The 25,666-nt window shown below is 60.9% G+C and carries 18 protein-coding genes and 1 pseudogene; 4 read left to right on the forward strand and 15 right to left on the reverse strand.

What is annotated here, in order from left to right; all coding sequences use genetic code 11:
• Positions 1–47 precede the first annotated feature (47 nt).
• The 9 genes from M3I54_RS01020 to M3I54_RS01060 all read right to left on the reverse strand — a co-directional run bounded on the left by M3I54_RS01020 (position 48) and on the right by M3I54_RS01060 (position 10,855).
• Positions 48–1,499 carry a DUF2252 domain-containing protein gene (locus M3I54_RS01020; RefSeq protein WP_254332281.1) on the reverse strand — a complete coding sequence of 484 codons (1,452 nt, stop codon included), beginning with the start codon at positions 1,497–1,499 and terminating at the stop codon, positions 48–50.
• Between the two features lie 54 nt (positions 1,500–1,553).
• A complete protein-coding gene (locus M3I54_RS01025) occupies positions 1,554–3,311 on the reverse strand; it encodes a SulP family inorganic anion transporter (RefSeq protein WP_254332282.1) in 1,758 nt (585 codons plus the stop codon).
• Positions 3,308–4,030 carry an NAD(P)-binding protein gene (locus tag M3I54_RS01030; protein WP_254332284.1) on the reverse strand — a complete coding sequence of 241 codons (723 nt, stop codon included), beginning with the start codon at positions 4,028–4,030 and terminating at the stop codon, positions 3,308–3,310. The genes M3I54_RS01025 and M3I54_RS01030 overlap by 4 nt, the downstream gene beginning before the upstream one ends.
• Positions 4,031–4,167: 137 nt before the next feature.
• Positions 4,168–5,721: a phospholipase D family protein gene (locus M3I54_RS01035; protein WP_254332286.1), complete on the reverse strand. Its 1,554-nt coding sequence runs from the start codon at positions 5,719–5,721 to the stop codon at positions 4,168–4,170.
• A 38-nt stretch (positions 5,722–5,759) separates the two neighbouring features.
• Positions 5,760–6,692, reverse strand: a complete 933-nt coding sequence (locus M3I54_RS01040; protein ID WP_254332288.1) for a 3-hydroxyacyl-CoA dehydrogenase NAD-binding domain-containing protein — start codon at positions 6,690–6,692, stop codon at positions 5,760–5,762.
• An 18-nt stretch (positions 6,693–6,710) separates the two neighbouring features.
• The gene (locus M3I54_RS01045; RefSeq protein ID WP_254332290.1) at positions 6,711–7,913 is read right to left on the reverse strand and encodes an acyl-CoA dehydrogenase family protein; all 1,203 of its coding nucleotides are present in this window, start codon (positions 7,911–7,913) and stop codon (positions 6,711–6,713) included.
• A gap of 21 nt (positions 7,914–7,934) precedes the next feature.
• On the reverse strand, positions 7,935–8,684 hold the full coding sequence (locus M3I54_RS01050) for an acetoacetate decarboxylase (protein WP_254332292.1): 750 nt from the start codon (positions 8,682–8,684) through the stop codon (positions 7,935–7,937).
• 48 nt (positions 8,685–8,732) lie between these two features.
• Positions 8,733–9,962, reverse strand: coding sequence for a CaiB/BaiF CoA-transferase family protein (locus M3I54_RS01055; RefSeq protein ID WP_254332293.1), 1,230 nt, complete (start codon positions 9,960–9,962; stop codon positions 8,733–8,735).
• Between the two features lie 89 nt (positions 9,963–10,051).
• Entirely contained in the window at positions 10,052–10,855 is an 804-nt protein-coding gene (locus M3I54_RS01060) for an enoyl-CoA hydratase-related protein (RefSeq protein ID WP_254332294.1), read from the reverse strand.
• Positions 10,856–11,166: 311 nt separating this feature from the next.
• Between M3I54_RS01060 and M3I54_RS01065 the strand changes: the two genes are divergently transcribed.
• Complete coding sequence (locus M3I54_RS01065; RefSeq protein WP_254332295.1) at positions 11,167–11,553, forward strand: response regulator transcription factor; 387 nt, start codon at positions 11,167–11,169, stop codon at positions 11,551–11,553.
• A 134-nt stretch (positions 11,554–11,687) separates the two neighbouring features.
• Positions 11,688–12,710: an AraC family transcriptional regulator gene (locus tag M3I54_RS01070; protein ID WP_254332296.1), complete on the forward strand. Its 1,023-nt coding sequence runs from the start codon at positions 11,688–11,690 to the stop codon at positions 12,708–12,710.
• A gap of 51 nt (positions 12,711–12,761) precedes the next feature.
• Here M3I54_RS01070 and M3I54_RS01075 read toward each other — a convergent pair whose 3' ends face one another.
• Positions 12,762–13,478, reverse strand: coding sequence for a response regulator transcription factor (locus tag M3I54_RS01075; protein WP_254332297.1), 717 nt, complete (start codon positions 13,476–13,478; stop codon positions 12,762–12,764).
• Positions 13,479–13,944: 466 nt separating this feature from the next.
• Here M3I54_RS01075 and M3I54_RS01080 point away from each other — a divergent pair, with 466 nt between their 5' ends.
• Positions 13,945–14,955, forward strand: coding sequence for a LysR family transcriptional regulator (locus M3I54_RS01080; protein WP_254332299.1), 1,011 nt, complete (start codon positions 13,945–13,947; stop codon positions 14,953–14,955).
• A gap of 172 nt (positions 14,956–15,127) precedes the next feature.
• On the opposite strand, the gene M3I54_RS45295 is transcribed toward M3I54_RS01080, so the two are convergent.
• Entirely contained in the window at positions 15,128–15,280 is a 153-nt protein-coding gene (locus M3I54_RS45295; protein WP_375542078.1) for a TetR family transcriptional regulator, read from the reverse strand.
• Between the two features lie 462 nt (positions 15,281–15,742).
• On the opposite strand from M3I54_RS45295, the gene M3I54_RS01085 reads away from it, so the two are divergent.
• Positions 15,743–18,070 carry a nitric-oxide reductase large subunit gene (locus M3I54_RS01085; protein WP_254332301.1) on the forward strand — a complete coding sequence of 776 codons (2,328 nt, stop codon included), beginning with the start codon at positions 15,743–15,745 and terminating at the stop codon, positions 18,068–18,070.
• Positions 18,071–18,458: 388 nt separating this feature from the next.
• Here the strand turns inward: M3I54_RS01085 and M3I54_RS01090 are convergent, their stop codons facing one another.
• The 4 genes and pseudogenes from M3I54_RS01090 to M3I54_RS01105 all read right to left on the reverse strand — a co-directional run.
• Positions 18,459–18,896 carry a hypothetical protein gene (locus M3I54_RS01090; RefSeq protein WP_254332303.1) on the reverse strand — a complete coding sequence of 146 codons (438 nt, stop codon included), beginning with the start codon at positions 18,894–18,896 and terminating at the stop codon, positions 18,459–18,461.
• Positions 18,897–19,057: 161 nt separating this feature from the next.
• Positions 19,058–19,468 (reverse strand): OmpW family outer membrane protein, encoded by a 411-nt coding sequence (locus tag M3I54_RS45075; RefSeq protein ID WP_254332305.1) that lies wholly within the window; start codon positions 19,466–19,468, stop codon positions 19,058–19,060.
• Between the two features lie 125 nt (positions 19,469–19,593).
• Positions 19,594–25,143: a trifunctional serine/threonine-protein kinase/ATP-binding protein/sensor histidine kinase gene (locus tag M3I54_RS01100; protein ID WP_254332307.1), complete on the reverse strand. Its 5,550-nt coding sequence runs from the start codon at positions 25,141–25,143 to the stop codon at positions 19,594–19,596.
• 349 nt (positions 25,144–25,492) lie between these two features.
• Positions 25,493–25,666 (reverse strand): annotated as a pseudogene (locus tag M3I54_RS01105) (group II intron reverse transcriptase/maturase); the annotation flags it as partial.

Genomic DNA, 25,666 nt, shown 5'->3' on the forward strand with positions numbered 1-25,666 from the left:
CGGCACCGCGCTCGTGGCTGCGATTCGACCCGCAGCAGCCACATGAATCACACTTGAACCTGAATCCGTCCGGCCTTGACTGCCGCCTTCAACACCGACCAGTCCTTTTCGTTCTGGTCTGCATACGCGAGGGCGAACCGCTCGATGGCCTGGTCGAATGCATCCGACTTGCCGGTATAGCCCACGAGGAGCGCAGGATCGCCCGCTTTCGCCATTGAATGCGCCAGTGCGTGAGCGCAGGACGCAGCATATTCGCTGAGGTCTTCGACATCGAACGTCGTGAAGTCGAATGCGCCCTTCATGTCGCGCAGTTGCCGCACGTAGAAGTCATTGCCCGAATGCTGCATCTTCGACCAGCCGAGAAAAATATCGCTGGCCGACTGCAACAGGCGTTGCCCGTTCACCACGCGCTGGCCGTGATTCGGATACCGGCTCGGCGGCAAATAGCCCTCCAGCGCCGAAGCCCGCGCCTCCTTCAATTGCAGAAACAGCGGACACTCGCCATCGGCCATGAACAGCGCCTCATAGCAGCGCGTGCCCACCGAGCCGATCCCCACGACGCGAATGGCCACATCCACCAGTTCATATCGATCGAACAGCGCGCGCCGGTCGTCGGGAAGCGTCAGCCGGTAGTCGGCGAAGAAACGCCGCACCAGCGCATCGTACTGCTTCTGGTCGTGCGGACTTTCCAGCGGGACGTGATACACGAGCGGCGGCACGTCCTTGATGCGCAGCTTGCCGTTGACGAACTCGGTCGAATGATTCATCACGGAGCGCGACGACTGCAGCCGGGCCGCGTCAATGACGCTCCGCTCCTTTCTTCGTTCCTGCTCCGAATCGGCGTTAGCCAGCATGCTCTCGGACTGGAACTGGTAGTACCAGATGTCGAGCGTGTCCATGCGGCTGAACTCGGCCATTCGTTGCCGGAACGTCTCGCACAAGCGGCGCACGACGCCGCGCTGGTCTCGCGTCGTGAATCCGCGCTCGCGCGCCGCGATCACGAACGAGGCCGCCAGCCTGCGCACATCCCAGTCGAAGGGGCCTGGCAGCGTTTCGTCGAAATCGTTCGGCCCGAAGAGAATGCGCCGCTCCGGGCTCGCGAACAGCCCGAAATTGGCCAGATGCGCATCGCCGCCGAGTTGCACGTTCACGTTGGAGTGCGGCAGCTTCGACAGGTCGAAGGCCATGAGCGGCGCGGCGCCGCGATAGAACGCGAACGGACTCTGCACCATGCGCCCGTAGCGGATGGGAATCAGTTCCGTCACGCGCCCCACGTTGGACGCTTCGAGCAGCGCGAGGGGGTCGCGATCCACGACCTTGCACTCGGCGAGCCTGTCGCGCGGCATCGCCTTGCGTGCCGACTTGCCCTGCTCGATTCTCATGGCGAGCGACCCGCGGCCCGCAAACATCGTGGACGGATCGCCGGGTGCCGCCACGGCCTTCGGATCGATGTGCTCCGCAGCAGGCTCGTTTTGCTTCGCGGCAACGGTATTGAGCATCGCGTCCTCCTTTCAATTGATCGTCAAGGCTGCCCTGTCACATCATCCCCCGCCTCATTCCGGCCTGGTGTCCGGAGCAGATGCAGGTCCCGGTGCTGATGTCGATGGCGGGGCCGGCGGCGTCAGTTCGCGCAGGGCCTCTACGGCTGCATCCACCGTTGCAAAGATCTCGCGATGCGCGCCGCGCGCACGCAGCGCCTTGTACCGCTCGATCTGATGCCGCACGCCTGTCGCCAGCGCGACGGCGGCGATACCCACACCGCGCTTGTCGAGTTCCTCGCCCAGCTGGACCAGGGTCTTGCCGGCCGTGTAATCGATGTTGTACATCTCTGTCGCGTCGACCACAATCCAGCGCGGAGTCGGGCTCGCTTCGTTGACGACCTTGAGCACCTCCTCGGTGAAGCGGCCGGCGTTCGCATAGAACATGTCCGCTTCGAACCGGTAAACCACGATACCGGGCGCCGCCAGCAGATTGGGAGTAACAGGATGCGCGATCCAGCGGTCTGCGGGGCCGCGCGTGAGCACACGCGTGCGCAGGCGGTAGCTATGCCGCGCATGCGCGATCAGCGATAGCACGACGGCCGCCAGAATGCCGTGCATCACATCGACGAACACTACTACGCCCGCGGCAAGCAACGCCACGACGAATTCGTCTTTCTGCATGCGATACAGCTCGGCCATCCCCTTAATGTCGATCAGCTTCACGCCGATCATGAAGACGATGGCCGACAGCACGGCGGCAGGCAGAAAGCTGAGCGGCTTCGTGAGGAACAGCAGCACCAGCAGCACGATTGCGGCGGTCGTGAGATGAGCGATCTGCGTGCGACCGCCCGCCTCGTCCACCATCTCGGTCTTGGTCGGGCTACCGTTCACGACGAATGTGCCGGTGAACGCGGCCGCAGCGTTTGCCGCCGCAAGGCCGATGATGTCGGCGTTGTCGTCGCCCTTCTCGTTGTAGCGGTTGGCATACGCGCGTGCCGTTGCCGCGCTCTGCGCAATGATGACGATGAAGCACGATGCCGCCGTGGCGAGCACCTGGTTGATCTCGTTCATATGCACCGGCGGCAGGAACAACGAAGGCAATCCGCCCGGCACGTCGCCCGTGACCGCAATGCCACGCGAGGCGAAGTTGAACACCGCGCTCGCCGCGATGGAGCCGATCACGGCGATCAGCGCGCCAGGCGCACGCGGCACAAACCGCTTGCAACCGACGATCACCACGAGCACGCCAATCGCCAGCGCCGCGGTCGGCAGGTTGATGCCGCCGATGCGCTGAAACACCGAAACGATTTGCATGATCGGGCCGTGCCCCTGTTTCGCGAGTCCGAGCAATCCAGCAAACTCGCCTGCCGCGACCTGCACGCCGACCCCAGTCAGGAAGCCGATCAGCGCGCTTCGGGAAAGAAAGTCAGCGAGAAATCCCAGCCGGAAGACGCGCGCGATCACGAGCATCACGGCGACCGTCAGCGCGACAGTGCTGGTCAGGCCGATATATTCCTTGCTGCCCACCGCGGCGACGGCGGTCAACATGCCGGCAAGGATGGCGGCTGTTGCGGAGTCTGCGGCGACCACCAGTTGGCGCGACGCGCCGAAAAAGGCAAACGCGACCAGCGGCAGCAGGATCGTGTAGAGGCCGGTAACCGTGGGCGTGCCGGCAATCTTCGTGTAGCCCATCACTTCGGGAATGCCGAGCGCCGCCAGCGTGATCCCGGCGACGATATCGTGCGGCACCTGCGCCGTGTTGATGGGCAAGAGGCCCTGCAGGAAGGGCATGCGATGCAGCCGCGGTTCCATCGAAGCAGCAGATTTCATGTTGTCGCCTCCACTCGGTTTGTGAGCTTGCCGACCAGTGCATCCGCGATGATCACATCGACGATGATGACGTTGGTCGCGCCCGCGTTCTCGAACAGCCCTTTTCTCAGAGGATTTTCACCCGGCACCGCAATCGGGAGCGAGGGATTGAGCGTATGCGCTAGCAACGTGATGGCCAGGTTGTTGTTGCTGTCGGGCGTCGTGACGACGAGCGCATTGGCGCTATCCAGCCGCGCACCTTTGAGCACTTCGTCGAACGCGTCGGGAGAGCCGAGCACGACCATGTGGTCGTGATCTGCCGCGCGTTCGGCCTGCGCCTGATCGCCTACGAGGACCAGCACCGTCTGCCCCGCATCGCGCAATCGATCGGCAACCAGTATCCCGAGGGAATGATAGCCAACCACGACAACGTGATTGGCGAGGTGTTCGAGTTTGCGTTCCATGATTCTATTCTCCCGATACGCCATCACGTCGTCGCCGGATAGCATGCCGGTCAGCTTTGACACCGCGAATCCGCCTATCACCAGCGTCGCGAACATGGCCAGCAGCATGAAGACTTTTTGATTCTCGTTGAACTCGGCAAAGTCGCCGATCGTCGTGACGAGATTAACCCCATCCCAAATGGCTGTGAAGAGCTTGTTCGGTAACGGATTATTGGAGCGGTCGAGCACGACCAGTCCGGTAGCGGCGCCGCCCAGCAGGAGCAGGAGCAGACCCACAGTATGGCGCGCGCGACGGCGCCACTCGCGAATGCGGATACGCCCAAGACGCGGCTCATCGACACGGAAGATCCACATGGCTACCTCGTACGGTTAAATACCCCTCACGCGCCGCGGCAAGCCGCGCGCCATTGCACTCATAGCTGCGACTCGATCGGCAACAGGCCCATGAACCAGATGCTCGTCCGGCGTCCAAAAGAGACATCCGGCTCCGAGTCCAGTTCCGTTACCGTGCCGTCCTCGGCGGTGTCGATCCAGACGATCCGTTTCGAGCCGTTCGCGTCGGTGTGGAGTTCCACTCGCCACGCAATCTGGTCCAGATGCGGCTCGACGTCATCGACCACCTGGCCGGCAATTGCCGGGCTGTTGCAGAGCACGCCGATTTCCGTGTTGAGGTGACTCGAGCGCGGATCGAGATTCATCGAGCCAATAAAAACGCTTTGCCGGTCGAACACATAGGTTTTCGCGTGCAAAGACGCCCTTGAAGAGCCGAAGATCTTCCGCTGCGATTTGACGTGGACCGTGCTAACCGGTTTCAGCTCGTACAGGTGTACGCCGGCCTTGAGGAGATCTTCGCGATAGTGCTCATATCCGGCATTGACAGCAACGACGTCGGTTGCGGCAAGCGAATTGGTCAGCACCGTCACGCGCACGCCACGAGTGGTCAGATCGCTGATCCATGCCACCCCTTCCTTGCCCGGCACGAAGTATGGCGAAATGATCAGCATCTCGTGTGTGGGTTTGAGGTTCAGGGCCGCGAACTTCGTCATGAGGTGGCCTTGCGCGTCGTTCGGATCGCGCGTGACCTTGGAAGGGTCGTCGTACAGGAGCGTGGCTTGTCCCCAGGAAAAGTCGGTGCTGCCCGGGTCGAGCACGGCGGCCATCCGCTCTCTCGCTTGCACGACGTAAGCTGAATCGTGCTGCGACTGGATGTATTCGTCCAGTTTCGCGCGATAGGCGGCCAATGCGGACGGATCCGCAGCGTGCCCCGTCAGTTGCTCGATCGAATAACTCGATTCCGAATTCCAGAATTGATCGAATGCGTTGGACACTTCACGGACAACCGGACCGTGCACCAGGACATCCAGATCCCCGAACGCCACCACGTTTGAGGCGCCGAAGTATTCGTCGCCGATATTGCGCCCGCCAAGGATGGCGGCTTCGTTGTCCGCAATCATCGCCTTGTTGTGCATGCGCCGGTCGACACGCGAAAATTCGAGCGCCGTCGCCAGTGACTTGAAGTGGCGGCTCGCAACCGGATTGAATAGCCGGATCTGCAGATTCGGGTGCGAGTTGAGCGTGAGCAGCACCTGATCGTCTGCGTTCGTGCCCAGGTCGTCGAGCAGGACACGAACGCGTACGCCGCGGTCTGCTGCCTTGAGCAATGCTGCCGCCAGCTCACGGCCAACCAGATCGTCGTGCCAGATGTAGTACTGCAGATCGAGCGAACGGTCCGCCGTTCCGGCGAGCATGATGCGGGCTACGATCGCATCGGTAGGGTCTTGCAGCAGGTGAAACGCCGTGTCGCCAGGATGCTTCTGCTCTTCGGGCACGAACTGCGTGCCGAGCCGTGTGGCTTCCGTGTGTTGCAGCGCAAAAGTCTGTGGCTGGTTCGTCTGCGGGGGCAAACCAGCGCACGCGGCCACCATAAAGGCAAGCACAATTACAATGAGACGCTGCAGCTTTTTCATCTTCGCACCTCGCAGATCAGCGCCTTTGATGAAAGGCGTCACTCCTTGTCCCGCAACCGAAGCAGCCCCATCAGAACCTCGTCGCGATACGTTGCCAGCTCGTGCAACGAGCGCGACTGGACTTCCTCGTGTACACCCTTGATGATGGTCGCCCGCACGTCCGGCGTGAGTTCCGGTGTGCCGAGCACATGCCACCAGGCTGTCAATGGGCCGGTGAACTGTTCGAAGAAGTGTTCGATACCGCCCTGGCCGCCGCCGAGGTGATAGAGAAGACTAGGCCCCATGATCCCCCAACGCAAGCCCGGGCCCCACGAAACCGCCGCGTCGGCATCGCCAACGCTGACGACACCCTCCGCAATTAAATACACCACTTCGCGGAAGAGCGCCGCCTGCAGCCGATTGGCGACGTGGCCCGGCACCTCCTTGTGCAAGCGGATGGTCCGCTTGCCGAGGCCGCGATAGAACGCGCTGAGGCGTTCAATGGTCTCTTCGGAGGTCTTCGCGCCACCGACGACCTCGACCAGCGGTATCAGGTGCGGCGGGTTGAACGGGTGGCCGATCACGCAGCGTTCGGGATGGTCCCGGCAGGCGGATTGAATCTCACTCATTGTCAGACCCGACGAACTCGACGCGATGATCGCCGCCGGCGCCAACGCTTCATCGAGCCGCCGGTAGAGGTCCTTCTTGAAGTCGATGCGCTCCGGTCCGTTCTCCTGAACCAGATCGCTCCCGGCTATGGCTTCGTCTAAGTTATCCGTGAATCGAAGCTTCGAAGGCGATGCGCCGGGCGCGAGCCCCATCTGCTCCAGCGCCGGCCAGGCGGCCGCGATGAAATCGTCGAGCTTTTGCTTTGCGTCGGGGGCGATGTCGGTCGCGACGACATCAAGACCTTTGGCGAGAAACAGCGCCGCCCAGCTCGCACCGATGACCCCGGTTCCGATGATCGTCACGCGTTCGATTGTCTTGGTCATGATAAGGACTCCGTGGCGTTAGACGAACGCGCTGAAGCCACTGACCGCCTTGCCGACGATCAGTGAATTCATCTCGCGCGTCCCTTCATAGGAATAGAGGGCTTCCGAGTCGGCCATGAAGCGTGCGACGTTGTAGTCGAGCACGATGCCGTTGCCGCCCAGTACTTCGCGGGCCCAGCCGACCGTCTCGCGCATGCGGACCGTGCAGAATGCCTTGGCGAGCGAGGCATGCTCGTCCTTGAGCTTGCCCTGGTCTTGCAGTTGCGCGAGGCGCACGACCATGCACTGCGAGGCCGTGATATTGCCGAGCATCTTCGCGAGCAGATCCTGGATCATCTGGAAGGAGGCGATCGGCTTACCGAACTGTTCGCGCGTCTGCGCATACTTCAGCGCGTTTTCATACGCGCCCATGCTGCAGCCCACCGCTTCCCATGCCACGTACTGGCGGGTCAGGCGCAGCACGCGCGCCGTGTCGCGGAAGGTCGCATCGCCCTGCAGGCGGTTCTCTTCCGGCACACGGCAGTTCTCCATCGTGATGACGCCGTTCTGCACGACCCGCAGCGCGACCTTGCGCTCGATCTTCGCGACCGAAAATCCCGGCGTCGTCTTGTTTTCGACGATGAATCCCTTCACTTGATTGTCGTCGACGTCGCGCGCCCAGATGATGGACAAATCACACCACGGCGCATTGCCGATCCAGCGCTTCTGGCCGTTGAGCACCCAGCTATTGCCTTCACGCTTCGCGGTCGTGAGGAGCCCGCCGCCGGTGCCCGAGCCGACGAGCGGTTCGGTCAGGCCGAAGCAGCCCACCTTCTCGAGGCGGGCCATTGGCGGCAGCCACTTCTGCTTCTGCTCGTCCGAGCCGCCGAGGTAAATCGAGCCCATGGCGAGGCCGCCGTGCACACCGTTGAACGTTGCGATCGAGGCGTCCACGCGCGCAAGCTCCATCGCCACGAAGCCGTCGAGCAGAATGCTGCCGCCGGGGCAGCCATAGCCTTCGAAACCGATGCCGGCGATGTTCAGATCGCGAATGCCGGGAATCAGATCGAACGGGAATTTGTCGTCGGCCCAGTACTGGTTGATCACGGGCGCCACGGTCCCTTCCATGAAACTTCGCACTTTCTTGAGGAGCGCCTGCTCGTCTTCGCTCAAGACCTGGTGGATCATGTAGAAGTCGCTGTCGGGCGCCGGCAGCGCGTGGGGAGGCTTTGTCTCTGGCATGGTGTGTCTCGCGCAGGTGAATCAGGACTGTGTATGGGCAAGGTAGTCGTAGGCCACTTCGGCCTTGCCTAGCGACAGGTCGGTTAGCAGATGCACGGCCGACAGGACTTCGAGCACTGGCAGCTTGGCGACGGGCGCGAAGCAGTGCGGATGCAGTTCCAGCGACGCCGGGCCTGTCCATGCGCCCTTGACGGTCAGATCCTCGATGTAGTACCGGACGATTTCGCACACGCGTGCCGTACAGTCGACGTGCGGCAGGATCTTCAGCAGATAGCCCGGCGCCTCGAGGGTTTTCCTGACCGCGGCGAGATCGAGCGCCTGGTACTTGTAGGCCATCGTCGCTGTGGCGACGCGCACGCCGTTGTAGTCGAGCGTGCCAACGAGAGCGTCGTTGCGCACCTCCAGCTTCGGCTGCGCCAGCACCTTGGGAAAGCCCAGCAGTTCACGACCGGAGGCGATGCCGGCCTCGCTGTCGAGATACATCGCATGCGTGAAGCCACCGGCGATGCCGTTGAGCGTAACGGGAATCACCTGGCCGGATTCGGTGTAGGAGCCGAGCCCGCTCGAATCGGGCATGTTGATGAACTCGTACTTGACGATCGGCTCGACCGGCCTGAGCGGAGCCGGGACCACTCGGGCAAGCGCTTCCGGATCGGTGCGATACGTGATGATCACGAACTCGCGATCGACGAACCGGTACGGCAACTTGGGATAGGCGGGGCTCGTCAGTGGCATCGCGTAAGCCGATGCGCGCACTTCATCTTCAGTCATGGAACGCTCCATAGTTGCCGTGCGGGGTGAAAGGCGCAATGGCCTCGCTCACGACGCGCCCCTGAATCGTGCGACCGCGCCGGCGTCGTTCAGGCGTGCGACCTCGGCTTCGTCGAACCCCAGTTCCTGCAGGATTTGCGCACCGTGTTCGCCGAGTTGCGGGGCTGCCGCGGGCTTCACTTTCGGCGAGCCGAGCACCTGAAACGGGCTGCTGACGGTGCGGGCTTCCTTCCCGCCGGGCTGTGCGAGCGGCACAACGATTCCGTTGGCCGGCAATTGCGGGTCGTCGATGATTTCCCTCGCGACCTGAACGACACCGAAGATCACGCGGCCGGCGTCGAGCACCTGCTTCCAGTACGCGAGTGGCTGGCTCGCAAACATCGGGTCGAGAATCTCGACCAGTTGTGCAGCGTTCGCGATGCGGTTTTCATCGACGAAGCGCGGATCCTCCAGCAGTTCGGGCTTGCCGATCGCCTTGCAGAAGCCTGGCCAGTCCTTGCGTTGCGCCGCAACGAGCAGAATCCAGCGCTTGTCGGAGGTCTGGTAAGGATTCAGCAGCGCATTGGGTGGCGCCTTGCGATCGTGCTGTGCGAAGAAATGGCCGCCGTTCAGGCCGCCTTCGATCCACGCGCCCGCGGCCCAGATACCGTTGGCGATCAGTGAAGTCGACACATGGCTGCCCTTGCCGGTCGTGGCGCGCACGTAGAGCGCGGTCACGATCGCCGCGTAGAGCGTCGTGGCCGTCGCGTGGTCGCCAATGCCCGGGATCGGCAGCGTCGGCGGACTGCCCGCGTCATGCGTGACTTCCATCAGGCCGGAGCGCGCCCAGTATGCGGTGACATCGAATCCTGGCGTGTCGGCCTCCGGGCCTTCCGAGCCGTACCCTGTGACGTCGGCGTAGATGAGCCTGTCGTTGAGCGGCGCGAAGTCCTCGTAGGTGCAACCGAGCGATGCTTTTACACGTGGCGGAAAGTTCACGACGACCACGTCGGCCCAGCGCACGAGGCGATGCAGGACTTCTTTTGCGTCGGGCTTCTTCAGATCGACCGCAATGCCGCGCTTGTTACGGTTCGTCAGTTGCCACGCATAGTTGACGTCACTCGTCGGGTTCGGTGGCATCGCCGAAAAGTAGCGGTAGACGTCTCCGGTGCCCGGCGGCTCGACCTTGATCACGTCGGCGCCGAAGTCGGCAAGGATCGTCGTCGCGGCAGGGCCCGCAATGTAGCTCGCAAGGTCGAGCACCTTCAGACCAGAGAAGATGTGATTGCCGACGTTCATCGAGTCACCTCCATGATTTTGATCTGCCCTCTCCCGTAGCTTGTGCGCCCGGCACAGACGGTCGCGAAGGGGGTAGCGGGAGCGGCGATTTATCGACCTGTGAACTTTGGAGGCCGTTTTTCCAGAAAAGCCTTTGTGCCTTCCGTCTTGTCGTCGGTGGAGGCACAAACCCCAAACAAGGCCGCTTCGAGCGCGAGCCCCTCTGAGAGCGAGCCATCGAGACCGCGATTGACAGCCGCGATCGCATGGCGCACCGAAAGTGGCGCGTTGGCGCTGATCTTCGCGAGGATCTCGTGCGCGCGGTCGATCAATTTCGAAGACTCGACGATTTCGCTCACGAGCCCGACGCGCAGCGCTTCTTCCGCTGGAATCATTTCGCCAGTCAGGATGAGTTGCAGGGCAACGCTCTTGCCGACCACGCGCGGAAGGCGCTGCGTTCCGCCGAAACCGGGAATGAGACCGAGTTTGATCTCGGGCTGCCCGAATCTCGCGGTTGGGGTTGCGAGCCGGATCGTGCATGCCAACGCGGTTTCACATCCGCCGCCGAGCGCGAGACCATTGACTGCTGCGATGACTGGCTTGCCCAGGTTTTCGACGAGATCGAGCAATGCCTGTCCCGCGCGCGCCGCGTGCACCGCCTCGACAGGCGTTGCGGCGGCCAGTTCGCTGATGTCTGCGCCCGCGATAAATGCACGGTCGCCTGCACCGGTTACGATGACGCCGCAAATACGCGCATGGTCCCGCGCGCATTCGAATGCCGCTCGCAATTCACGGATGGCCTTCTGGTTCAGCGCATTGAGCACCTTGGGTCGATTCAGCGTGATCAACGCGACCGCGTCTCGCTGTTCATAGGCAATCGTCTCGAACGGTTGCTGGTCAAGTGTCTGTTCCATGAGTCTGTGGATTCCGCACGAACTGTTCAACTCATGGACGATTTCACCACCACCGGGATCGCCGGTCACTCACTATCTACGCACTAATCCGCGCGATTTTCCCCTACCGTGATCCCCTCGGCGGTGGGAGAATCGCTCGCACTGCAATTCGCAGGGCAAAGTCGCGATGGTACGCACCCGCACTGCCCATACGATGAGCCAGGCGGGTCATACTTTGGTGTAAGTCGATCACCCCAACGAACAATTTTCATTGCGTCGCTCGCAGCCTCGTACCGATGCACGATTGCGTAGCGTTCACCGAGCAAAGCTAATTGAAGGTCCGCTGCATGCGTGCGCCTCAGGTCGTTTCCATCGTCGATGACAATGAGCCTTTCCGCTCAGCGACTGCGCGCCTCGTGCACGCGTTCGGGTGGATCGTGCGGGCATTCGATTCCGCTGAGGGATTCCTGGATTCAGAGGACGTTCACAACACGGCATTCCTCATTTCGGACATCAAAATGCCGGGTATGTCCGGGCTGGCGATGTACCGCCGTCTTCTGGAGCGGGGACTCGCGCCTCCCACCGTATTCGTCACCGCGGGTGCAACTGCCTCCCTGCGTGCCGAAGTTCTGGCAACCGGCGCGTTTGCCTTGCTCGAAAAGCCAATGGACCCCGACGAACTCGAGCGCTGGTTGAATCATGCCTTACGGCAGCCTTAGCCCGTCGTTGCGGTCCTTCATTAAGGATTTCGCTACAACGCCGCCGCCGTCTACGCAACCTCGTCCGGGCCAGCACCTATACTTTCTGCAGCGGCGTGGCAGCCCTTGCTCCACCCAACCCAGGGGATTCGCTCATGAACGGCAGTGGAATTGCGGAGGTCGCGCGGTGGTCCACCCGTGACCTGCCGGCCACCCAGCGCCTCGATGTCTGGGCGGATGTGCTTACCTCAGCCATGATTCCCCTTTATGTCCGGGCCAGCAAACCGCGCGAGTTCGAATCGAGCATGAGTGTGGTGGCCTGCGGACCGCTTACCGTAGTGCGGCAGTCGGGCACCCCGCACGCCTGCGGCCGGGGGCGCAGCGAACTGGCGCGCAGCGGCCAGCGCCAGTATCACCTGATGATGAGCCTGAATAACACCTATCACGTTTCACATCGCAATGATCTGTGCCTCGCGCCCGGCGACCTCGTACTCGTCGATTCGGACCTCATTTGCGGCATCGATCTGGTGCGCTGGTACGAATTTCTCAACATCGGCATTCCAGTCGAGTGGCTCAAGCGCTGGGTTCCCGACGCTGGCGCTCTTGTTGGCCGGCGCATTCCGGGCAATTCCAACTGGGGTGCCGCCCTTGCCGCCTACCTGGTCCAGCTGTTGCCCGATGCGGTTACGAACGCGCCCATCCCGCGCAGCGTACTCGCCGACCAGGTGGGCGCCCTGCTGGCGCTCATCGCCCATGAGATGAGCGGCCAGGAGCCGCGCAACAGGCCTGCCGACCGATCGTTGCGGGATCGCGTGAGCGACTGTCTCGCCCAGCGCTGCCATGAGCATGGCCTGACCGCCGAAGCTGTCGCGGACTCGCTCGGCATCTCGGTACGCACGCTACATCGAGCGCTGGTCGGGTGCCAGCAAACCTTCGCCGATCAGTTACTCGACGCGAGACTGAATTGCGCGCTACGGATGCTCGAATCGAAGATATTCTCGCGGATGACGGTGGGAGAAATTGGCCGCCGCGCGGGCTTCGCGGATGCGTCGCACTTTACCCGTGTGGTGCGCAGAAGACTGGGCGTCACGCCGTTGCAATTGCGTACGCGCAGCGGCACCGAGACGGGCGACACGGCCGCCCGAAGTGCCGCTGAAGGCGATGGACATCAAAGCTGATGCCAACCACGCAAGCCGATCGCTACATAGTTCCGATCGACTTGTCCGCCGTTACTCACCGTAATCGTTCGCCTGCGTGTCCCGAGCCGCCCATGCCGGCTTACCTTTCGGCGTCTCTATCCCGAGGGATTCAGTCATCCTGACGAGATCCGCGACCGAGCGCGCGGCCATTTTTCTCATGACCTGAGCACGATGAATCTTGACGGTGATTTCGCTGAGGTTCAACTCGCGGGCGATTTCCTTGTTCATCAGGCCGTCCACGACGAACAGCATCACCTGCTGCTCCCGAGGTCTCAACGAAACGTAGCAGGCGCGTAGCGCGGCGAGCGCCCGCTGAGCCGCGAGCCGTTCGCTATCGCACGTCAGCGCATCGGTGACCGCATCCAGCATGTCCTGTTCGCGGAAAGGCTTAGGGAGGAAGTCCACCGCACCGGCTTTCATCGCCTTCACCGACATGGCGACGTCACCGTACCCGGTCATGAAAATGATGGGCATCCGGATGCCGCTCTTCACGAGCTCTTCCTGGAATGCCAGCCCGGTCTCACCATGCAATCTGACGTCCAGAATCAGGCAACTCGGTACGTCATCCTTATGGCATGCGGAAAATTCGCGGCAGGACGGGAACGCCAGAGCGCGCAGCCCGATGGACTGCAGCAGGTCAACGAGCGCGATCCGCATCGCGTCGTCGTCGTCGATCACGTATACTATTGATTCTGGACCGTCGGCAGGGTCCACGTTCGTTGCAGCCGAACCCGGCTCAACACGCATCTCCCCCTCCCACTGCGGCAGCAACCGTGATCCAGCCAAACGCACATCCGATGCGGGCTCTGGCCAGTCACGACGTTTGCCTGCCGAACTTGAGCTTCACTCGTCTCCCGCTTTCGAACCGCTACGCCCGGCGTCTCCACTCACGGGCGGAACGATTGCACGTTACCGGCGCAGTCGCGCCTCGTATCGACCCATGCATCGGTCCCGTACCGTGAGGATATCCCCGCCGCCCCGGCCCGGATGGTCTGAGTGCGCCATTCATGGCCGAAAATCCGGTCTGCGTGCGCCACGGCAAAGGCGCCCCTTTTCGTCTGGCGGGAAATCGCTGCGCAGCAGCGAACTTTCATGCCGTATGGCTATACAAACGTATGATCGACCTGGCCTATCACGTGATCTCCACATCCGATCCCACATTTGTAACTGGAACGCCGCTAAGTTACCTTTTATCCGGTACTAATCGACATGGATGGTTCGAACCTTCGACAGGGTTCCCGTCGAGGTTTGGACTGAAATCCGGAGTGGAGAGACTGCTATGGATTTGTTGAAGAGCATGCGAATTTTTGAGCGCGTGGCCGATGGCGGAAGCTATACGTCGGCGGCTCGGGAATTGAATATGAGTACGGGTTCAGTCTCACGGCTCATTTTTGACCTCGAGCAGCATCTGGCCACACGGCTCCTGCATCGCACGACGCGGCGGATCTCCTTGACGCCCGCCGGCAAACGCTATCTCGCGCGTTGCCACTCGATTCTCGAAGCCCTGGGCGAGGCAGAAGCCGAAGCCAAATCGATTCACCTCAGTCCCACAGGCTGTCTCAGGGTGCAGGCGTCCCAATCACTTGCACAACACTATCTGGTGCCTGCGGTGAGAACCTATCGGGAACGGCATCCGTCCGTGCAGGTTGGACTGACGCTATCCGACTCTCCTGTCAACCTGCTGGCCGGTGAATTCGACATGGCCGTCGTGGCGACCGAGGTGCTACGCGATTCTTCGCTCATCGGTACGCGCCTTGGCAGGTCTTACAGCGTAATGTGCGCGTCTCCGCGCTATCTCGACGAGCACCCGATAATCAACCGGCTCGCCGATCTTTCGAACCATAGTCTCGTTTGTCTCGCACCCACGTGGTCGGACAGCGTCGAATTGACGTCGCAAGGGTCGTCCGGCTGCGAAACGGTCTCCGTCAAACCCGGGCTGTGCATCAGTTCGCAATCGTCGCTTGCCGATGCCCTCGAACTCGGGATGGGAGTTGGCTTGCTACCCCTGCATGCAGCCGTCGATGCGTTCCGCGATGGACGCCTCGTGCACATACTGCCCTCCTGCCAGTTCGAACGCGTCGACATCTACGCGCTGTTCGCGTCGAAGATGTTTCTCGACGCCAAGGTGAGAACGTGGGTTGAGCATCTGAAAAGCAGCTTTGCCGAATCCAGCAAGAACGATCAACTGGTGCTCTACAGCGCGAGTGACCTGCAGGTGGCGTGAGCCTGCAGCAGGCAGTGGGTCCGGCACGGTGTTCGCCCCTAACGCGGCTTGCGTTTCGTCGGGGTCGTACGCGGCACGAGCACCACGCCGTAGATCGCGGCGATCAGGGTGTCGCAGCCGTGAGATCGTCTTCGCGAACAGCGACGAACAGCGCCCGCTGGTCATCGAAGTACTAGTAAATGGACGCAGGCGAATAGGCCGCCTCGACCGCGATGCGACGAAGAGAGACCTGGGACGCATCTTCTTGTGCCAGTAGCCGACGGCCAGCTTCGACGAATGCCTGCCTGTCCTTCGCCTTGTCTTCGGGTGTCTTCGCGCGGCTCAGACTGCCGCTTCCAGCGGGTACGTTTGCTCACCTTGTATGTCCATCGAGTTTGCATGCTGGTTGACCACGATTGAAGCAAGCGCCAATGTCGAGTGAACACCAAATCGTACCCGGCGTAACCGGGTTGAAACGCGCAACGCATCTTTCGAGCTTGTAACGTCTCCCAACATACACATGTATGAAGCCACTACCCTTGTGGGGGGCTACGCCAGCCGTTGGTACGATTTTCTTGTTTCGACAATTGCGACATGATGGTATCCGCTCCGATTGCTGCACGGATCTCGCAGGAACCGGAGCCCAATTACATTTGTACTACTGATTAACTTTCACGTTGAAAAAAATCGAAAACCAGCTCTATCCAATCCGCCACTGGCCAGCCGCAAATGATTGACTCTCGGAAAATGCAAACGAGTATTCGATCGCCCAGGACTGCGCACGGGCATTTCGCGAAGGAATGGAACCATGAATACAAAGCCGCTCACCGTGGGCAATGGCTGTCCTCAGGATCGCACGAGCCGGGTCCTGATCTGGGTTTTCATCGTCGTCACCGCGCTCTGCTGGGCGGGAATGATCATGGCAACACGCGCCACCTATCAGCAGGCAGCGCCACTGCCGCAGCGGATGGTCGCGCCCAACGGCACACCGGTGATGAGTTACGCCGACATCGTCGCAGGCAAGTCGGGATTTCAGCAAGCGGATCTGATGGATTTCGGCAGCCTCTATGGCATGGGGTCCTACTTTGGTGAAGACTTCACTGCCAAGTACCTCGTCGAGTTGGCGAAGGGAGTGCGGAACAATCTGGCGTTATCGCGCTACGGCAATTCGTTTGACGCCGCGACGGGCGATCAGCAGGCAAGCGTCACGCGCACCATGCAGGCGCAACTTCAGGGCATCGATCTGAGTCAGCAGGAGGTTGTGCTTCCTGACAGCGTGGCTCAGGCGATTCAGGCGCTGCGACCACGCATCAGCGCAGCGCTGCTCAGCGACAACTTTGCACAAGGATATACAGGAGCACGTTCGCTAGACGCATCCGCCGCCATGCAAACCGCGAGCTTCATCCTGTATTCGTCGCTTACGACCGTCGCGCGCCGCCCCGGCAAGGACTACTCATGGACCGTCAACTGGCCGCCCGAGCCCCTGGTCGGCAACTCGCCTACTGCTGCCACGTTCCAGTGGACCTGGATTTCGTTCACGATGATATTTTTCGCGATCGGCGCGATCCTGATGGTTTTCCGCCTCTGGATCGAGCCCAAGGCCGGGACCGAAACCTTCGAACCGGTGCTGCGAGGCTTCAAAGAACCCACGCCCAGCCAGCGTGCGCTTTGGAAGTATTTTCTGCTGGTGGCCGGTGTCCTGCTGGTACAGATCCTCGCGGGTTCGATCATGGCGCACTACTACACCGATCGCACCAGTTTTTACGGCATCGAGGTGGACAAATGGCTGCCGTTTGCCGCCTTGCGCAGCGTGCATCTGCAGGCGCCGATCGTGTGGATCGGCGTTAGCTGGATCGCCGGAGGTCTCTTCCTCGCGCCTTTGATCGGCAAGCGCGAACCGGCTGGGCAGCGGGGCTTGGTCAACCTCATCTTCTGGGTACTGGTTGTGATCGTGGCGGGGGCGCTGATCGGCGATTACCTCGGTGTGATGGGCATCATCCGGGCACACTGGTTCTGGTTCGGCAACCAGGGACTGTCTTATCTGGAGTTGGGCCGCTTCTGGCAAGTTCTCTTCTTTGTTGGCCTCGCCGTCTGGTGTCTGGCATTGCTGCGTGCATTCTGGCCCACGCTCAAGACGCTGTTCAAGCAAAGCGGCGGATCGCTCTACGGCCTTTTCCGCATCGAGCATCTTCTCTGGGGCGCCACGCTGAGCGTCACGGTGCTCTATGTATTCGGGATGATTCCGTTCGGCTCACCCAACCCGTCGTTCTCGATCACCGACTTCTGGCGCTGGTGGGTCGTGCACCTCTGGATGGAGCTTGCCTTCGAGTTGTTCGCAGCAGCGGTGACCGGCTACTTCCTCATGGCGCTGGAACTGGTGTCCCGGCAGATGGTTGAGCGCGCAGTGCTGTTCGAATGGATCCTCATTATGGTCGGCGGTGTGCTCGGCACTGGCCATCATTTGTACTGGGCGGGCGAACCGAGCCTCTGGGTAAGCTTTGGCAGCATGTTCTCGTTCCTCGAGGTCTTGCCGCTGTTCCTGCTGGTGCTGGAAGCCATCGAGCAGCAGCGTCACATCCAGCACGAAAAGGATTTCCCGTATCGACTCGCCTATCTCTACATTCTCGGCTCTGCATTCTGGAACTTCGTGGGCGCCGGGGTCTTCGGCGGCGGCACGCTCAATGCGCCGCTGGCCAACTATTACGAGCATGGCACCTTCCTCACGTTGAACCACGCGCATACGTCGATGTTCGGCGCCTTCGGGCTGCTCGCCATCGGTCTGATCTACATGGTCCTGCGCTATTTGAACGGCCATCGCGCGTGGAGCGACCGCTGCGGCGTGTGGGCATTCTGGCTCTACAACACCGGCCTCGTGATGTGGATCGCGATGAACTTCTACCCGGTTGGCTGGCCGCAACTGCTAGCGGTTTACACGCACGGCTATGCGTATGCGCGAAGCCTCGAGTTCTACAGCACCACCACGTTCTGGCAGTGGATGCGCATGCCAGGTGACATCGTGTTCGCCGTGGGCGCTTTGTTAATGGCCTCGGACTTTATTATCAAGCTTCTCGCGCAGCGCAGCGCCACCGTTGCCGATGCACCGTCTGCGACCGTTGCATCCGAGCGGTCGCTGTGAGCAGCCTTGAGCTCTTGGCTATCGCCCGGAGCGGGTTGCAAAATCCGCTCATATGCTCGTCGCGGGCCGCCTGTGTACTCTGTGTACTAACACTGGCGGCCTGCACGAGTGCATCGGGTGTCACCGCTACCGACAAGCCGAATGTGTTTACCGTCACCGCCAGTACGCGAGGCGCTCGGCTGTCGTGGGCCAGCGCATATCGAAAGGCCGTCAGCAGCGCCAGTGACTACTGCGCCCAACGCGGCATGCACGTCGGCACCCGGTTAGATTTCATACGCAGCGGGCGTGAACTGGAACAACAGGGAACGGAGTTGACCTTCGAGTGTCACCCGCCATTCTGACCGGCTGGCCGGAATGGTTCACGGGGTATGAGGTGGCCGGGGGAAGGCTACTTGTCACAAACGACCGCCGTCATGACGAGCGGCATGACTTCCCTTACTGTCGCCGGGCTTCCCGTTTCGCGAATACGTTCGCTAACCTCTTCCTTCCCTGCCATTACGACGACCCCATAGACCCGATGGGGCGTTTCACCTTCGCTAATTTTCTGGGTGAACATGCCATCGTTCGGGGAGAAGCCAAACACAGCCCGCACCTTGAATCCGAGTGCCGTCAAGTTCTGATTCGGTCTCAGTCGGTACGCGTTGACCGAGTTGGCCGACACTTTCATGGGTACCGGATCGATCTCCTTTTCATTGACCAGTTGCTCGATGAACGTATGGGGACCGAGATGGCAATCGAGGCTGGCACCGATCTCCTGTGCGTAAATCACGTTCGAGACGAAGGCTGCGCCGAAGGCGACGCATCGAGGCAAATGAGAGACTTTCACGGGCATCTTTTCCTTGAACAATCGGCGCGCCGGCTCGATCAACAAAAGAAGCTTAAGAGCAAAGCGGTGCGCGACTCAATTGCACGATGGTGTTAGCCGCTTATCCGCATCGACGGAAGGGGCGTGAACGCCAGGCCGGACGTGTCGCGCATTCAGTCTGGTCAGAAACGGTATCCAACCCCCACAAACGCAATCCAGGGGTTCACGGTGATTCGCGTCTTGTTCGTGAGGGCAGGCTGTCCATTGGCGGCATAGGCTGTCACAGTCGCATTCGTCTTGAGCGGCAAATACGTCACCGACGCCGTGGCGTACCAGTTCTTGCTGAAGGTGTACGAGGCGCCCGCATTGAACGCTGGATTCCAGGACGGACTCAAGGAGCTCTCGACATGGCTGCCGGGCGGTATGCCGCTCGCCAGATCGAGTGCGATGTGGTCCGTGACGAAATCCGTCGGCGAGAGTTCGGCGGTGAACGTATTATGAATCTGCCAGCCCGTGCCCGGCGAGGTATACGCGCGCCGAACGCCGTGGTGCTCGTCATCGGCGTCGCCGACGATTGCCCGAAGTCGAGCCACGCCTCACAGGCAACGGACCTACGCCGACGATCATACTCATCGCGTTCTCGGCCGTTCGAGCAAACATTCAGGTACGAACCAGGTCACGGGTCGCGACACCGGACAGTCACGGCGAGAATTCGTCGTCAATCCGATTTGGTTGCGTCAGCGATGCGCTGTTCGGCAAGGCGAGAGCCCGGCACGGTGAACTGAAACACCGCACCACGGGGCACGTTCGCTGTGACCCACAGGCGCCCACCATGTGCGTCCACAATGGATCGGCAGATCGACAGTCCCATTCCCATTCCTTCAGCCTTCGTTGTATAGAACGGCTCGAAGAGGCGCTCGGAATTTTCGGCGGCGAAGCCCGGCCCCGAATCGCCCACGGAAACGAGCACATCTCCCGAGTCGTGGTTGCCGCTGCTGACGATCAACTCTCGCGCCCCCTCCCCGATCGCGCTCATCGCCTCAATGGCGTTGAGCACCAGGTTCAGCATCACCTGTTGGAGCTGGATGCGGTCGCCTTCAACCATCGGCAGGTCCCCGGCTAACTCTGTGCGCACCGACACGTTGTTTTTCTCGGCCTCGACCCGCGTGAGTGCGATAACCTCAGCAATCGCCTCGTTGATCTGTAGCAGCTCCTTACGTGGCGGGGCATTCTTGACGAGGCTACGAATCCGGTTGGCAACCTCGCGCGCGCGCGTAGCGTCCTTGATGACCAGATCAAAGGTCTGCCGGGCTTCCTCGAGTTGCGGCGGCTGGAAACTCAGCCAGCGTAGCCCTGCCTGTGCGTTCATGGCACTCGCCGCAAGCGGTTGCCTGATTTCGTGAGTAATCGACGCCACCAACTGCCCTATTGTCGACACGCGGTTCGCGTGCTCCAGCGCGTTCTGCGCCTCACGGTAGCGGCGCTCGCCCGCCTGCATTTCGGCCTCCGCCCGCTTGCGCTCGGTCAGATCGAGTATGAACGAGACACCCTGTTTCATGCCTTCGAAGGCGGCCGCACCCACCAGCACGGGTACGCGAGTGCCATCCTTGCGAAGGTATTCTTTCTCGTAGGGCTGCATCGTTCCGCCCTTCAGCAGTTCGGCTTGCGCTTGTCCCGTGCGCTCGCGCCATTCCGGTGGCGTGAGGGTCGAACGACGTACGCGACCGGATGCGAAATCGTCACGGTCATATCCCACCATACGCACAAATGCGTCATTGGCCTCATAGTAAACTGCGTCAGTGTCTTCGGGCGACTCACCTTCGAGACTCCACATGAAGATTCCGACAATGTTGGCGTCAACCAGACGCCGGACCTTTGCTTCCCGTTCCTGGAGGTCGCGATAAAGACGGGTGTTCTCGAGCGCAATGGCGGCTTGCGACGCCAACAATTCGAGGAGCGCAGTGCGGTCAGCAGTAAAGACGTGTGAGGTCACCGTGTTTTCAAGGTAGAGCAGGCCACCCAACGTACCCTGTCTGACAAGCGGCAAGCAGAAGATCGAACGGGGTGCTCTGCGAACTACATAGTCATCCTCAGAGAAAATATTCGGCATGGCAGCGTCATCGATGATCATGCTCTCGCGTGTGTGCATCACATACCGCAGAAGGGAGCGAGGTGCCGCCAGGTCGGCGCTCGGCCTCTGAGGTAGTACGATCTCGTTGCCGACGACGCGTGCCTCCGCCTCGACCCGATATTCATCGGCCTGCGGCACGATGAGCAGGCCCCGGTCAGCACCGGCAGTTTGCAGCGCAATGGTCATGAGACGTGTAATCAGCCTGGGCAACTCGATTTCACCGGTCAGCGCCTGAGACGCTTTAACGACGGTGGTCGCGTCCAGCTGCCGGACATACGAACTCGTTGCTGTGGCTGGCTGGTTGCCTTCAGGTTCTGCCAGACGGGGATAACGCTCTTCGAGCTGGGCCACTTTGCCGTAGGCTCCCCAAACGGCGAAGCAGGTACGCGCTGCGCGCAAGTGCGCGTACCCGTTTGTCTCAAGCCCAAGGCGCAGGTAAAAGCGACCGGCAAGCTCGTTGGCGAGGCCTTCGTTCTGCACGAAGCGATTCTCGCGCGCTGCTTGAATGGCACGTTCGAACAACCCCATTGCGTCGAGAGTCCGCCCCTCGATGCGGGCGATTTCGGCCGACACGAGCGCCTGCTTGTCGAGGAAGGTCGGCGGGTAGATATCGGCCCACTCGCGCAATTGTTCCTCGTGTGCCTTGAGGGATTCGCGCCACGCGGGCTGCTGGTCGGCGGGCGCATCTTCATAGAGCGCAGTAAGGGTCAGCGCAGCATAGTACTGGTAGTCGAGCGATTCGATACGGCTCGCCGTTGCCCACAGCATTGCCCTGGTTTTATCGGACGCCGCCATCGCCTCGGCATAGTCTCCAGACAGAAATTTCGCTTTCAGTTTGAGGAGCCAGTACCAGCAGATCATTGTGGCGTTGCGATCCGGTGTCAGTCGCGCCTCAAACCCCGCCTCCTCGAATTGCGCATCGCTGAAGGTTGACAGGGTGTTCGTCCGTCCCTGCATGGCCGCAATGAAGCGTTGCTGGCTGACGATCATGTCCACAACGTCCGCGTACCCTGCTTTGCGGATGAACTCCAGCGACTTCTCCGTCTCGCGCCACACGGTGTCGAGTGGATCGTTCCTCAGGAGCAGGTCGGTCCCGGGTTGGATCATGCTGTAGCAGGCCGTAGCGAGCGAGCCCACCTCGGTCGCAGCGCGAAAAGCCAGCCGATGAAATTCGATTCCGCTCGAGACAGGTTGTGTCCAGAAGGCGACGTTTCCCATTGCGTAGTAGACGACGGGGCGGTCGGCCAGAAACGCATGCGTCTCGACGAGGTCGCATGCAAGCCTCGTGAATTGATAGCCTTCCCTGTAGCGATGAAAGACTGCCCCGAGAATTTGCCCAAACCAGGCATACGCTTGCGCGCAAGCCCCGCTCATTCCGTGCTGAATGCTGATCGCGACAATGCGGCACAGGTGCAGGCAAAAGAGATTGAGGTCAGTAAAGTAGGCTGCATCGAAAATGACCGAAAGAATGCGGATCGCGGCTTGCCGCTCCGGATCGGTCATCAGTGGAAGATCAATCAGGCTCTCGATGGTCCGCCCATCAAGATTACGCCAGACGGCTTCATACTCGGCCTGCACCTGTGCCCAATCAGGGTGGGCGGGGATGTCGACACCGAACAGGCGCAAACATTCGAGTCCGCTGTCGACAGCCTGCGGGTTCTCCGACTTTACGACGTGCAGCTGGATCTTGAGGTGATAGACGGCCGCCAGATCAACTCTTGATGCCCCGCGCACCAACAATTGCTTGATGAGTTGTTCGGATATATCGAACTGGCCGCACAGGAATTCGCACTCCGCTCGTTCGAGCCACAGGTCGAACATCAGGTCGTAATTGTCGTGCCAGCGCCCTTCGTCGAGCAGCGCCATGCCGGTTGAGAGATACACGCATGCGGAAACATAGGCGGCCGAGGCCTTTGATTTTCGCCCAGCCCGCAGATTGATCGTAGCCGCCTCGGTTTTCTCGTCATCGTCGATCAACTGTGCGGCACCGCGATTGAACTGGCCTGCAATATCGAACAAATGCTCATCCAGTTCGTCCGCCGTCATGTTCGTCAGAAGCGCGCGACCAATGCGGAGATGGATTTCGGCACGTTGACCTTCAGTGACGAGCGAATATGCCGCCTGCTGGATCCGGTCGTGCAGAAACTTGGCACCGCTCCTCGCGCACATGATCAGATTCGCACTCGTTGCTGCCGCGAGGCGCTGCCCGGCTTCGCTCTCTGACTCCCTGTTGATGACCGCCAAATGGCGCAAATCGAACCTGTTGCCAAGGCAGGCGGCCAGTTGCAGCGCTTCCTGCGTCGGCACCGGCAGTTGCCGCAACTTTTCTACCATCAGGACGACGACGTCGTCCGAAAGGTCTCTTGCCTTGATCTGATCGAGATTGCCGTGCCACTTGTTGTATTGCGCGTCATGCCGCAGTAGTCCCTCCCTGTTGAGCGCATCCAGAAATTGGGTAAAGAAAAATGGATTGCCTTTCGTGCGCTCATGAACCAGGCGAGTGACCGGCTCGCACAGCGCGGGTTCTGCGTGAAACGTGTCAGCCACCAGGCGGTTCAGGTGAACAACCGGCAACGGCCCAAGTTTAATCTCAGTCCCCAGTGCGCCCGCTGTCCGGAGCGAGTCGAGGCTCTTCATCAGTGGATGACTCGTGCCGACTTCGTTGTCGCGGTAGGCACCGATCAGCAGCAGGCTGCGTATGTCGGGGTGGACGATCAGATGCTCGACAAGCGCGAGGCTGGCAGCATCGATCCACTGCAGGTCGTCCAGGAACAGTACGAGCGGATGCGAATGCCTGGCGAATACAGAGATGAATTGCCGAAGCACCATGCGAAAGCGATTTTGCGCTTCGGCAGGCGGCAGTGACGGTACCGGCGGCTGCTTGCCAATGAGAAATTCGACCATGGGCAGCACGTCGACAATGAGCTGGCCATTGGCGCCGACCGCCGCCTGCACCTGTTGCCTCCATTCGCCGATCCGTGCCTCGTTTTCGGCGAGCAGTTGTTGCACCAGTTCGCGGAACGCCTGCACGATGGTGGCGTAGGGAATGTTTCGCTGGAACTGATCGAATTTTCCGGAGACAAAGTAGCCGTGCTTCTCAACGATCGGCTTGCGCAACGCATCGACTAGCGCCGACTTGCCGATGCCCGAATATCCTGCGACGGTTGCCAGCGAAGCCCGGCCAGTTTCCATCACCTGTTCGAAGCTGGCAAGAAGCGCCGCCGCTTCGCTGTCGCGTCCATACAATCTTTTCGGAATCCGAAAACGCTCGGGTATGTCTTTCGCGCCGAGCGCGAATGGCTCGACACGAGCAGATGTCCGCCACTGCAGGAGGCTCTGATCGAGATCGGCTCGCAGTCCGCGCATGCTCTGATAGCGATCTTCCGGCAGCTTGGCCAGCAGTCTCATCACGATGTCCGACACCGGTGGCGGAATCGTGGGTGTGATTTCCGTTGGCGGAACAGGCATGCGAGCAATATGGCAATGCGTCCATTCCAGAGGATCATTTGCCTGAAACGGAAGCTGGCCCGTCAGCAGGCGATACAGCAGAATACCCAGCGAGTAAAGATCGCTTCGATAGTCGATCGGGCGATTCAGGCGGCCCGTTTGCTCAGGGGACACATAGGCCCAATCCGCCGGATTTGCACCCACTTCGTCGGACGAAATGGTCTCCACTTCATGTGTGGTCGCGTTGCTGACGTCGACCAGAAGCGCTGCGCCCGTGGCTGGCACGACCAGGATATTCGCAGGCTGGATATTTCGATGAATGACCCGGGCGGCTTCGATCCCCGCCAGTGCGTCAGCCAGGTTGCAGGCAATTTGAAGGCAAGTCACAAAATCGATGCGTGAACGGGCGAGCACGGACTCCAGGGACTCTCCTTCGAAATCTTCCAGTAGCGCAGCGAGGTAACCACCACCTTCGACCAGCGCGCGCGGCCTGGCTATTCCCTCTACATTCAATGACTCAAGCAAAGTGTATTCACGCCTGAAACGGGCAAGCTGGGCTGCGTCCGCTGGCTCTGAAGGGAGCAGTTTAACCAGCAGCGGCATCGCGTCTTCCAGGTGGCGGGCGCGGTAGAGGTCCGAGCCTGCCGTTCTGCAAACGTGGTCAACGATCTGACAATTGGCGATGGTCATTGCGAGGGCGGCTTCAAAGTCTGGTTGATGCGCTCCACAACATCCGCCTGCGAAAGCCAGGACGACGAGAATTGCGCGTCGCTGGATCGGTCGGCAATCGATGCGCTGAAAACGATTATATAAGGGAAGGGTGGAATACCCAGAATGGTTTGTTCCGCTAATTAAGTATCAATTTCACGAAACAATTTCAGAAAACACGATCGGAAATGCCGCGCGCCCTGAGGGCTGGAGAGGGTCCGGTCTGAGCCTCCCGCCCTCGGCAAGGTCTGGCCCAGGATTGCGGTAGGGATGCCCATTACTGAGCACCCCCCGCACAGATCCCGGCGTGCCCAATTCGGGCACCGGGCTCCTACCTCGGGTGTTTGACGGCAAATCGCCGGTCGGGCCACGGGTGAAGGATTCGAGGTTGCGGGAGCCAGGCATCTGCGATCCGCTCGACTCGCTGCCACGTCATGTGATCCTTTTGACTGCGGCGCCGGAGCGCCCGCCGCCACAGATCAACGACGTGGTATCGAAACGCGCA

This window comes from Paraburkholderia sp. CNPSo 3274 (assembly GCF_024206475.1).
Lineage (GTDB): Bacteria > Pseudomonadota > Gammaproteobacteria > Burkholderiales > Burkholderiaceae > Paraburkholderia.

Bases quoted from the DNA above. Each gene is read 5' to 3' on its own strand.
- M3I54_RS01020 (WP_254332281.1), bottom strand. From the start codon at position 1,499: ATGCTCAATACCGTTGCCGCGAAGCAAAACGAGCCTGCTGCGGAGCAC.
- M3I54_RS01040 (WP_254332288.1), bottom strand. From the start codon at position 6,692: ATGACCAAGACAATCGAACGCGTGACGATCATCGGAACCGGGGTCATC.
- M3I54_RS01045 (WP_254332290.1), bottom strand. From the start codon at position 7,913: ATGCCAGAGACAAAGCCTCCCCACGCGCTGCCGGCGCCCGACAGCGAC.
- M3I54_RS01070 (WP_254332296.1), top strand. From the start codon at position 11,688: ATGAACGGCAGTGGAATTGCGGAGGTCGCGCGGTGGTCCACCCGTGAC.
- M3I54_RS01050 (WP_254332292.1), bottom strand. From the start codon at position 8,684: ATGACTGAAGATGAAGTGCGCGCATCGGCTTACGCGATGCCACTGACG.
- M3I54_RS01055 (WP_254332293.1), bottom strand. From the start codon at position 9,962: ATGAACGTCGGCAATCACATCTTCTCTGGTCTGAAGGTGCTCGACCTT.
- M3I54_RS01100 (WP_254332307.1), bottom strand. From the start codon at position 25,143: ATGACCATCGCCAATTGTCAGATCGTTGACCACGTTTGCAGAACGGCA.
- M3I54_RS01060 (WP_254332294.1), bottom strand. From the start codon at position 10,855: ATGGAACAGACACTTGACCAGCAACCGTTCGAGACGATTGCCTATGAA.
- M3I54_RS01080 (WP_254332299.1), top strand. From the start codon at position 13,945: ATGGTTCGAACCTTCGACAGGGTTCCCGTCGAGGTTTGGACTGAAATC.
- M3I54_RS01025 (WP_254332282.1), bottom strand. From the start codon at position 3,311: ATGAAATCTGCTGCTTCGATGGAACCGCGGCTGCATCGCATGCCCTTC.
- M3I54_RS01075 (WP_254332297.1), bottom strand. From the start codon at position 13,478: ATGCGTGTTGAGCCGGGTTCGGCTGCAACGAACGTGGACCCTGCCGAC.
- M3I54_RS01035 (WP_254332286.1), bottom strand. From the start codon at position 5,721: ATGAAAAAGCTGCAGCGTCTCATTGTAATTGTGCTTGCCTTTATGGTG.
- M3I54_RS01085 (WP_254332301.1), top strand. From the start codon at position 15,743: ATGAATACAAAGCCGCTCACCGTGGGCAATGGCTGTCCTCAGGATCGC.